The sequence below is a fragment of the Burkholderia sp. Ac-20345 genome (genome assembly GCF_017104825.1).
Classification (GTDB): Bacteria; Pseudomonadota; Gammaproteobacteria; order Burkholderiales; family Burkholderiaceae; genus Burkholderia; species Burkholderia lata_B.
This window is the reverse complement of sequence record NZ_JAAGPO010000045.1, coordinates 54,210-63,310: the sequence shown is the minus strand read 5'-3', so window position 1 is coordinate 63,310 and position 9,101 is coordinate 54,210. Positions and strand designations below refer to the sequence as shown.

The following is a 9,101-nucleotide window of genomic DNA, read 5'->3' as shown; positions in this document are numbered from 1 at the left end:
CTCGCGGGCCTGCCCGCGCACGCGCAAGACAGCGGCACGCGGCTGCGCGTCGGTTTCCAGAAATACGGCAACTTCGTCGTGCTCAAGGCGCGCGGTACGCTGGAGAAGCGGCTTGCGAGCCAGGGCGTCACCGTGCAATGGCTCGAATTTCCCGCCGGCCCGCAATTGCTCGAGGGCCTGAACGCCGGCGCGATCGACGTCGGTACGGTAGGCGAGACGCCGCCGATCTTCGCGCAGGCCGGCGGCGTCGATTTCGTCTACATCGGCAACGAGCCGCCCGCGCCGCAGGGCGAGGCGATCGTCGTGCTGCCCGATTCACCGATCCGCAACGTCGCGCAGCTGCGCGGCAAGAAGGTCGCGTTCAACAAGGGTTCGAACGTCCACTTCCTGCTGGTGAAGGCGCTCGAACACGCGGGCCTGACGTATGCCGACATCCAGCCGATCTACCTGACGCCCGCCGACGCGCGCGCCGCGTTCGTGCAGCGCAACGTCGATGCATGGGTGATCTGGGATCCGTACCTGGCCGCCGCCGAGCGGCAGATCGGCGCGCGCGTGATCGCGAACGGCGAAGGGCTCGTGCGCAACACGCAGTACTACCTTGCCGCGCGCAAATATGCGTCCGCTCACCCGCAGGTGGTGCGCGCGCTGCTCGACGAAGTCGACGCGGTCGACCGCTGGGCGCGCGACCATGTGCCGGAAGTCGCCACGCAACTGTCGCCGCTCGTCGGCCTCGACGCGCCGACGCTCGAAGTCGCGCTCAAGCGCGCGGGCTACGGCGTGCAGCCGATCAGCGACGCGACGCTCGCCTATCAGCAGAACATCGCCGACACGTTCAGCGCGCTGAAGCTGATTCCGGGCAAGCTGTCGGTGGCCAGCGCACGCTGACGCACCGCCGCGCCCGACGCACGGCGCGGTACGCGTGCATCAGCACGCGGGTGCCGCGCCGATGCGCCGCCATTCGTCGTAGTCGGTGACGAGGCCCGCTTCGTCGACCGCGACATCGGCCGCATACGTGCCGCTTTCGTAGCGGTACACGTGCTCCGCCGTACGCGTATAGCGCTGCTCGCCGCGCACGAACGCGAAATCCGGAAAGCGCAGCCACGCGGTATGAATCACGGCCGCCTCGCCGACGGCCAGTCCAAGCCGGCGGATCGGCAACGTATTCGTCGACGGGCTGAAACCGAGATCGATATCGGTCGCGCCCGCGAGCGCCGGTACGTCGACGCCATCGATCGTCCATCGCCCTGCGTCGCACGCGATATTCCACTGCCGCGGCGGCTGCATACCACTCCACTGCGTGATGCATGCCGAGCGCGTGAGCCAGTCGGCGCCGCATGCGATCGCGTAATCGATGCGAAACGGCGAGCCGTCGATCGCCCCCGACACCGATCCCGACAGGTCGATTCCCGTTCGCGACTCGACGAGCCGGCACCATTCGGCCGCCTGCCACGTCTGCACGATCTGCCATGCGACGCAGCGCGTGCGCACCGCCTCATCCTGTTGCGTCATGTCATCGTCTCCATTCGATCGCACGGAAGCGAATTGTCACTCATCGCTCCGGCGAACATACGCGACTTCGGCAACCGATGGTCAGTATCGGTTCAACGCGCACCTTCGGGCTGCCCTGCTTTGGTACCATCCGTCGATCGGCATCAACCGGAACCGGACAAGGGGCGCGACTTCATGGATTTGCTGGCGACGATGCGCATCTACGTCAGGGTCGTCGAGCGCGGGACGATGTCCGGCGCGGCGCGAGATCTCGACATGGGCCAGCCGGCCGTCAGCGAGCGCATCGAGCGGCTCGAGAAGCATCTCGGCACACGGCTCCTGTTGCGCAGTGCGCGCACCCTTGCGTGCACGGAAGAAGGCCGGATCTTCTACGAACGCAGCAAGGAACTGCTCGAAGCGGCCGACGATGCGGTCGCATCGGTGTCGAAGACGGAAAACGCGCTCGACGGCACGATCCGGCTCGCGGCGCCGCAATGCTTCGGCGAGGTCGTGCTGCCGGGCGTGCTGATGCATGTCCGCACCGCGTATCCGAATCTGCACATCGACCTGGTCCTGAACGACGACATCGTCGATCCGGTCACGGAAGGTGTCGACATCTCGATCCGCGTCGGACAGCTCGGCGACGGCGGGTTCGTCGCGCATCCGGTCGGCGCGGTCGGCCGCCGGCTCGTCGCCGCGCCGTCGTATCTCGAGCGGCATGGCCCGATCGACACGGCGGCCGATCTCGCGAACCATCCGTTCATCCGCGTGAAAGGCGTCTTCGCCAGCGAACGCCTGCCGCTGCAGCACGCAGGCGACGCGCTCGAATACGCGCGCATCCGCACGATCATGACGACGAGCCACTGGCGCCCGATGTTCGACACGATCGTGGCCGGCGGCGGCATCGGCGTGGTCCAGCAGCCGGCCTGCGCCGAGGCGCTCGAGGCCGGCACGCTCGTCGAGCTCCTGCCGCGGTACGCGATTCCCGACTTCGCGCTCAACGTGCTCGTGCACGCGCAGCGGCCGCTGCCGCCGCGCGTGCGAGCCGTCGTCGACCTGCTGAAGCAGGACATCCCGCCGCTGCTGGCCCGCGCTACCCGCTAACGGCAACAACCGCCGCCCCGGTCACGCCTGCAGCGACTTCCCCGGCTCCTTCACGTGCGCGTCGACTTCCATCTGGTAGAAGCGCGCGCTGACGAAGCCGAACAGCGTCCAGCCCAGGAACACGCACAGGCCGCCGAGCATCAGCGCCTGCTCGCCCGAGCTGAACAGCGCATAGAAGCTGTACGCGGTGGCCACCATCGCGATCGCGTTGGTCAGCAGCGCCTTGGCCGGCGGCACCTTCGCGACCTTCTGGATCGTGATCAACGCGGCCATCGACATCACGTAGGGCACGAGGTTCGTGACGACCGCCAGATCGACGATCTTCTGGAACTGGCTGCTCAGTTCCGGGCTGATCGTCATCAGCGCCAGCGCGACCTGCGCGACGAGCAGGATCACCATCCCGACGATCGGCGTGCCGGTGCGCGTCGCACGCGCGAACACCGGCAGGAAGTAGCCGACGTCCGCCGAACTCTTGAACACCTGCGCGACCGTGAACTGCCAGCCGAGCAGCGAGCCGATGCACGCGATCACCATCAGCGCGGTGACGATCGTGCCGACCGTCGGCGTGAACATCGTCGCGAACGCGATGCCGAACGGCGCGTTCGACTTCGCGAGGATCGCGTTGGGCACGATCCCCGCGATCACGTTGGTCGACACGATGTAGAAGATTGCCGACGCGATCGTGCCGCCGAGCACGGCGATCGGCACGTTGCGCTCCGGATTCTCGACGGCATCCGAGTTCGCGCACGCCGATTCGAGCCCGAGGAACGCCCACAGCGTCACCGCGATCGAGCTGCCGACGGCCGGCCCGAACGGTATGTTGTTCGGGTTCCACGCGGCGCCCCAGGTCGCGCCGCTGAACCAGAACCAGCCGATCAGCGACACGACGACGACCGGAATGATCACGCCCCACACCGTCACCGCGCCGATCCGCCCGGTGATGCGCGAGCCGCCGAAGTTCGCGACCGTCGTCAGCACGAGCAGGAAGATCGTCCACAGGCCGGTCTGCAGCGGCGACAGCGTCGCGTCGAACAGCACGGTGCCGTAGCCAACGGCCGTGACGCCGATCGCGACGTTGGCGATCACGAGCGACAGCCCGTACGTGTAGTTCGCCATGTAGTTGCCGGCCTTGCCGAATGCGTATTCGGCATAGCCGCCCATCCCGCCCGGCTTGCGGCTCAGCATCCCGCAGCGCGCGAACGCATAGGCCAGCGCGAGCGAGCCGCCGGCCGTGACGATCCACGACAGCAGCGAGATCGTGCCGACCTGCGCGAGCTTCGACGGCAGCAGGATGATGCCCGAGCCCATCATGTTGACCGCCGTGAGGATGGTCAGCTGCCAGACGTTCATCCGGTTCTTCGGCGCGGCCGCGGTGGCCGCGCCGGACATGCTCGCTGCGTTTTCCATGATGTCGATCCTTCGATGTGAGGCCGTCGCGCGGCCGGTCGCTCGTTCAGGCCGTCAGGCAGTAAACGCGGTACGTGCCGTCCTCGACTTCCACGCCGTGCGTGTCGTGCGCGAAGCCCGGGAAGCGCCGGTCGTACGCTTCGAGCGCCTTCAGGTAGCCGAGCACCGGGCCGTCCGCCGGCCCCGCGTTCTCGCCCGGCATCAGCAGCGGAATGCCCGGCGGATACGGCACGACGCCGGTGGCGACCGTGCGCCCGGCCAGCTCCTCGAGCGTGACCTGCTCGACTCGGCCCTGCACCAGATGCTCGTACGCGCGCACCGGGCTCATCTCCGGCTTCGGCAGGATCGAGAACGCTTCCGACATCAGCCGCGTCGTGCCGAGCTGCTCCATCGCCGCGAACATCGTGTCGGCCAGGTCTTTCAGTCCCATGCCCGAATACCGTGAACCGTGCTCCTTCACGAGCGACGGAATCGCCATGTCGAGCGGCAGGTTCGCATCGTAGTCGCGCTTGAAGTCGCACAGCGCGCTGACGAGCGAGCCCCACTTGCCCTTCGTGATGCCGATCGAGAACAGGAACAGGATCGTGAAGTCGGTCGTCTTCTCGACGACGATCCCGCGCGCATCGAGATACGCGGTCACGACGCTCGCCGGAATGCCGACCGGCATCAGCCCGCCGGCCGGTGCGACGCCCGGCGTGACGATCGACACCTTGATCGGATCGAGCATGCAGTAGCCGTCCTCGATATTGCCGAAGCCGTGCCATTGCGCGCCGGGGCGCAGCACCCAGCACGACGGGTCGCTCGCGAGCAGCTCGGGCGGTGCATCGTGGAACGGCAGCGTGCGGCCCGTGCGCGTCTCGAGCACGGTGTCGGGCTGCCAGCATTCGAAGAACCAGTCGCCCTTCGCACCGAACTCGGCGTTCATCCGCGCGATCATCTGCCGGAACGCGACGGCCTCCTCGATCGACTCGTGCGTGAGCGCCGCGCCGCCGGGGCCGTCCATCATCGCGGCCGCGACGTCGTTCGACGCGATGATCGCGTAGTTCGGCGACGTCGACGCGTGCATCATGAACGTTTCGTTAAACTGGCCATGTGGGATCGGGTTGCGGCCGTCGCGCACGTGGATGTACGACGCCTGCGACAGCGCGGTCAGCAGCTTGTGCGTCGACTGCGTCGCGAACACCGTCGGGCGGTCCGCAAGATGGTCGCGCGGGTCGCCGTGCATCGCATGGCGATCGCGGTAGATCGGATTGAAACGCGCATAGCCGTACCAGGCTTCGTCGAAATGCAGCCGGTCGACGCTCGCGCCGAGCAGCTCCTCGACGCGCGCGACGTTGTAGCACAGGCCGTCGTACGTCGAGTTGGTGACGATCGCATGCTTCGGCTGGCGGTCGGCGAGCCCGGCCGTGAGCGGGTTCGACGCGATCGCCTCGCGAACCGCCGCCTGCGTGAGGCGCTCCGACGCGATCGGCCCGATGATCCCGTAGCGGTTGCGCGTCGGTACGAGGTAGGTCGGGATCGCGCCCGACATCGTCATCGCGTGTTCGGCCGACTTGTGGCAATTGCGGTCGCACAGCGCGATCTGGTCGCGGCTCACGCTCGCCATCAGGATGATGCGGTTCGACGTCGACGAGCCGTTCGTCACGTGATACGTGCGATGCGCGCCGAACACGCGCGCCGCGTAGCGCTCGCTTTCGCCGATCGGGCCCGAGTGGTCGAGCAGCGAACCGAGCTCACCGACCGAGATCGACAGGTCGGAACGGAACAGCGCTTCGCCGAAGTATTCGAAGAACGCGCGGCCGACCGGCGATTTCAGGAAGCCCGTGCCGCCCGTGTGGCCGGGCGTATGCCATGAGTATTCGTAGACGCGCGAGAATTTCGCGAGTGCGCCGAACATCGGCGGCAGCACGGTGGCGCGATAGCGTTCGATCGCCGCATGGATGCGCCCGCCGATGAAGTCGGCCGTATCTTCGAGCAGCCACACGAAATCGTCGACCTGGCCCATCACCGCGGACGGCACCGTCGATGCGACGCTGCGGTCGGCCAGCAGGAAGATCGGCACGTTGCCGTTGCGATGCCGGATCGCGTCGACCACGGCCTCGGACGGCCCGTGGCCGTCCACGCCGAGATCCCAGTCGAGCAGCACGCACTGGATCGACGGATCGGAACGGATCAGCATGATCGCATCGTCGGCCGAGGTTGCCGTGAGCACGTCGATGTCGCGCTGCGCGAGTTCCGCGCTCAGCATGCGAACCGCACGCCCGGTCGCGGTTTCCTGCGCGATTTCGTCGTCGACCAACAGTGCGCGCATGCCGAGACGACGAATACCACCGACGGACGTATTCATGTTGTTGCCCTCGTTGTTCCGATGCTTCGTTGGGGTGATGCGTCTCACGAGCACGCGGACAGCAGGCCACGGGCGGCGGCGTGAGACGCGCGCAAATCCGGTTTGATTCGCCATCCAATTCGGTGCCGACTATGCCATAGATGCCTTTTGATGAAAAGCAGACGATTCGGTGAAACGGTCGGCCGTTTTCAAATCGCATTTCACGACCGGTTCATTTTGATGTGCATTGCAGCACGCCGATTTCCGATTATTAGATCGGTTTCGCCTACCAATCGGATTGGCGATTCCGGTCGATTGAATTCGCCCGGTTTTGTTGCTACGATCGGCTGCGCCGTGCATTGACCGATGGCGGCTGCGCCTCGCCGCGCAAGGCTTCTTCGTGCGGCGCGCCGTTCGGCATTCAGCATTCGCGGGAGCGTTTCAATCGGCTGCAGCGCGTGTGGGATTACGCGGATTATGCGCCCGTGCGAATGCGGCTCTCGTTTTCCGCACATTTACGGGAGAGTCGTGTGAGCCTGTTGAAAATCGCAGTCGAGCCGGCGCTGATTGGCGCCTTCCTCACCACGCACGAACAGGTCGACGTATTTCAGACCGATTTCACGAATATCGCGGCAATCGTCGTCGGAATCGATTCGGCGCAACAGGTACTTGAATCCGTCGAACGAACCGGGTTCGCGATTCCGTTCTTCGTCGCGGTCGAGCCCAACCAGGAAGTGCCGCCGTCGGTCCTGCCGAGCGCGAGCGGCGTGATCCAGCTCCGCCATGGCGGCCGCCACTACTACGGCCGGCAGATTTCCGCCGCCGCCGACATCTACAGCGAGAACCTGCTGCCGCCGTTCTTCAAGGTGATGCGCGAATACGTGCAGCGCGGCTACGTCGAGTTCGACTGCCCCGGCCACCAGGGCGGCCAGTTCTTCTCGAACCACCCGCTCGGCCGGATGTTCTTCGACTTCTTCGGCGAGACGATCTTTCGGGCCGATCTCTGCAACGCCGACGTGCGGCTCGGCGACCTGCTGATCCACGAAGGCCCCGCGCTGGAAGCGCAGCGCAATGCCGCGCGGATCTACAACGCGGACAAGACCTGGTTCGTGCTGAACGGCACGTCGACGTCGAACAAGGTCGTCACGAGCGCGCTGCTCGCCCCCGACGATCTCGTGCTGTTCGACCGCAACAACCACAAGTCGGTGCACCTCGGCGCGCTCGTGCTGTCAGGCGCGCGACCGGTCTACCTCGAGACCGCGCGCAACGCGTGGGGCCTCATCGGCGGCGTCGACAGCGCGGCGCTCGACGAGGCGCGCATTCGCGACGCGATCCGCGACGTCGCGCCGGAACGCGCCGACCGGCCGCGCCCGTTCCGGCTCGCGGTGATCCAGCTCGGCACCTACGACGGCACGATCTACAACGCGCGCGAGATCGTCGACCGGATCGGGCATCTGTGCGACTACATCCTGTTCGATTCGGCGTGGGTCGGCTACGAGCAGTTCATCCCGATGATGCAGGACTGCTCGCCGTTGATGCTCACGCTCGGCCCCGACGATCCCGGCATCTTCGTCACGCAGTCGGTGCACAAGCAGCAGGCCGGCTTCTCGCAGACGTCGCAGATCCACAAGAAGGACAGCCACATCGAAGGCCAGAAACGCTTCTGCGATCACCGGCGCTTCAACAACGCGTACATGATCCATGCGTCGACGAGCCCGTTCTACCCGATGTTCGCGGCACTCGACGTCAACGCGCAGATGCATGCGGGCCCGGCCGGCAAGCGCCTGTGGCGCGATTGCGTCGCGCACGGCGTCGATGCGCGCAAGCTGCTGCTGAAGACCTGCCGGCAGATCCGGCCGTTCGTTCCGCAGCACGTCGACGGTCGCCCGTGGGCCGACTACCCGACCGAGCAGATCGTCGACGACCTGCGCTTCTTCCGCTTCCACCCGGCCGACACGTGGCACGGCTTCGAAGGCTATGCGGACGACCAGTACTTCGTCGACCCGTGCAAGCTGCTGCTGACGACGCCCGGCATCGATCGGGACACGCATGAATACGCGCCGTTCGGCGCGCCGGCGCCGATCCTGGCGCGCTATCTGCGCGAGCACGGCGTCGTGCCCGAGAAGGCCGACCTGTACACGATCCTGTTCCTGCTCACGCCGTCGGAGAGCTTCGGCAAGCTGCAGCACCTGGTCGCGCACCTCGCGCAGTTCGAGCGCCATCTCGACCAGGACACGCCGCTGCGCGACGCGATTCCGTCGCTGTGCGAAGCGTATCCCGAGCTATACGGCAACATGCGCCTGCGGCAGCTGTGCCAGCGGATGCACGACTTCTACCGTAGCCACGACATGAAGCGTCTGCAGAAGCTGATGTTCCGTCGCACGCAGTTCCCGAAGCAGGCGATGCTGCCGCAGGCCGCGAATGCCGAGCTGATCCGCAACAACGTCGAGCTCGTCACGCTCGATCGCATCGAAGGCCGGATCGCGACGGAAGGCGCGCTGCCCTATCCGCCCGGCATCTTCTGCGTGGTGCCCGGCGAAGCATGGGGCGGCCCGGCGCTCGACTACTTCCGCGCGCTCGAAGCCGGGATCAACGCGCTGCCGGGTTTCGAACCGGAAATCCAGGGTGTCTATCTGCAAACGCAGCCGGACGGCACGAAGCAGGCTTCGGCATACGTGGTGGCAGCCGGCGCCGACGCATCACGCGCGTAACGGCGGCCTGGCGGGCGGCCACGCGCCGCTCGCGATGCTGAGCGCATCGCGAGACATGACGGGCG

At 66.6% G+C, this 9,101-nt stretch carries 6 protein-coding genes; 3 read left to right on the top strand and 3 right to left on the bottom strand.

Annotated features, from left to right (window positions below):
• A partial coding sequence (locus G3O06_RS18250; RefSeq protein WP_205817018.1) for a sulfonate ABC transporter substrate-binding protein occupies positions 1-885 on the top strand: 885 nt, incomplete at its 5' end.
• Positions 886-924: 39 nt separating this feature from the next.
• On the opposite strand, the gene G3O06_RS18245 is transcribed toward G3O06_RS18250, so the two are convergent.
• Entirely contained in the window at positions 925-1,509 is a 585-nt protein-coding gene (locus G3O06_RS18245) for a putative glycolipid-binding domain-containing protein (protein ID WP_205817017.1), read from the bottom strand.
• Positions 1,510-1,683: 174 nt separating this feature from the next.
• On the opposite strand from G3O06_RS18245, the gene G3O06_RS18240 reads away from it, so the two are divergent.
• The gene (locus tag G3O06_RS18240; protein ID WP_205817016.1) at positions 1,684-2,592 is read left to right on the top strand and encodes a LysR family transcriptional regulator; all 909 of its coding nucleotides are present in this window, start codon (positions 1,684-1,686) and stop codon (positions 2,590-2,592) included.
• Between the two features lie 21 nt (positions 2,593-2,613).
• Here G3O06_RS18240 and potE read toward each other — a convergent pair whose 3' ends face one another.
• Both potE and G3O06_RS18230 read right to left on the bottom strand, forming a co-directional pair.
• Complete coding sequence (gene potE / locus G3O06_RS18235; RefSeq protein WP_174983973.1) at positions 2,614-3,999, bottom strand: putrescine-ornithine antiporter; 1,386 nt, start codon at positions 3,997-3,999, stop codon at positions 2,614-2,616.
• Between the two features lie 46 nt (positions 4,000-4,045).
• Entirely contained in the window at positions 4,046-6,346 is a 2,301-nt protein-coding gene (locus tag G3O06_RS18230) for an Orn/Lys/Arg decarboxylase N-terminal domain-containing protein (RefSeq protein WP_205817015.1), read from the bottom strand.
• A gap of 509 nt (positions 6,347-6,855) precedes the next feature.
• On the opposite strand from G3O06_RS18230, the gene G3O06_RS18225 reads away from it, so the two are divergent.
• On the top strand, positions 6,856-9,036 hold the full coding sequence (locus tag G3O06_RS18225; RefSeq protein WP_205817014.1) for an ornithine decarboxylase: 2,181 nt from the start codon (positions 6,856-6,858) through the stop codon (positions 9,034-9,036).
• Positions 9,037-9,101: the final 65 nt, after the last annotated feature.

What these genes read in the sequence shown, in the direction of transcription:
- G3O06_RS18245 (WP_205817017.1), bottom strand. Translation starts at nt 1,509, where the DNA reads ATGACGCAACAGGATGAGGCGGTGCGCACGCGCTGCGTCGCATGGCAG.
- G3O06_RS18240 (WP_205817016.1), top strand. Translation starts at nt 1,684, where the DNA reads ATGGATTTGCTGGCGACGATGCGCATCTACGTCAGGGTCGTCGAGCGC.
- potE (WP_174983973.1), bottom strand. Translation starts at nt 3,999, where the DNA reads ATGGAAAACGCAGCGAGCATGTCCGGCGCGGCCACCGCGGCCGCGCCG.
- G3O06_RS18230 (WP_205817015.1), bottom strand. Translation starts at nt 6,346, where the DNA reads ATGAATACGTCCGTCGGTGGTATTCGTCGTCTCGGCATGCGCGCACTG.